We start from the raw sequence: 799 nt of genomic DNA, 5'->3' as shown, positions 1-799 counted from the left end.
CAAAATATATATAGACTCACTCGGCTTGTTAATCATCGGTTGTAAATAATATAAAGATGACTTGGTGTCGCCGGTAAGATAGTAGGCGTTAGCCAGTTTTAGCCTTATCGTATCATCTTCTTTTTGTTTTAATTTTGTTCGGTATAAAGTGATCAATCCGGCATGATTATTTGCTTTTAGCAAGATACTCTCACGATATAGAAACTCTTTATTACTTATACCACTATTCAAGGAGCAACCACTTATCATAAAAATTAAAAGTGAAGTGGTAATGGTTTTTTTACATTGTTTGTACATATTTGAGTAACTCCAAAACGCTAGGTGCTATAACTAACACAACAAAAGGAATAAGAATAAAAATAAACATAGGGAAAGTCAGTTTTGTTGATAGCTTACTGTTTTTCTCTTCTGTAACTAACAATTGCATTTCTCTCATATCTTGGGAGAGTTTTATTAGTTGTTCATAAACGGTTGAGCCGAAACTGATACTGTATTGTAGTGCACTGCAAAACATTTTTATTTCTATTTCAGTTGAAAGTTGTTGAAATTCTTTAATCGCACTCTCTAGCCCATTAATTTCTGCGCGCTTAGTTATTTTTTCTACAATCAAACTTAAATCAATATTGATTAATTTGAATCTTTTAGCCGTATAGCTTAGTGCGCTATCTATAGTCATTCCTGATTGGACACAGGCAGCAGTAATATCGATAAAAAAGGGTAGTGAATTTAACATGTTTTTTATTTTTTTATTCACAATATTTCTGATAATAACTTTTGGTAGATATATAGTTGCTATCAG

1 protein-coding gene and 1 pseudogene are annotated in these 799 nt (G+C 31.4%); both read right to left on the bottom strand.

The genetic code is table 11. The features are described 5' to 3' along the window. Positions 1–297: pseudogene (locus V2A85_RS24090) on the bottom strand (tight adherance operon protein); the annotation flags it as partial. After that, positions 281–799 (bottom strand): type II secretion system F family protein (locus V2A85_RS24085; RefSeq protein ID WP_420072607.1); only part of this gene is annotated, 519 nt, incomplete at its 5' end. The pseudogene V2A85_RS24090 and the gene V2A85_RS24085, both read right to left, overlap by 17 nt.

The organism is Yersinia sp. 1252 StPb PI (assembly GCF_048593885.1).
In the GTDB taxonomy this organism is placed as follows: Bacteria; Pseudomonadota; Gammaproteobacteria; order Enterobacterales; family Enterobacteriaceae; genus Yersinia; species Yersinia enterocolitica_E.
Note: the sequence above shows the minus strand (reverse complement) of the source record. Positions and strands in the feature narration are given on the sequence as shown.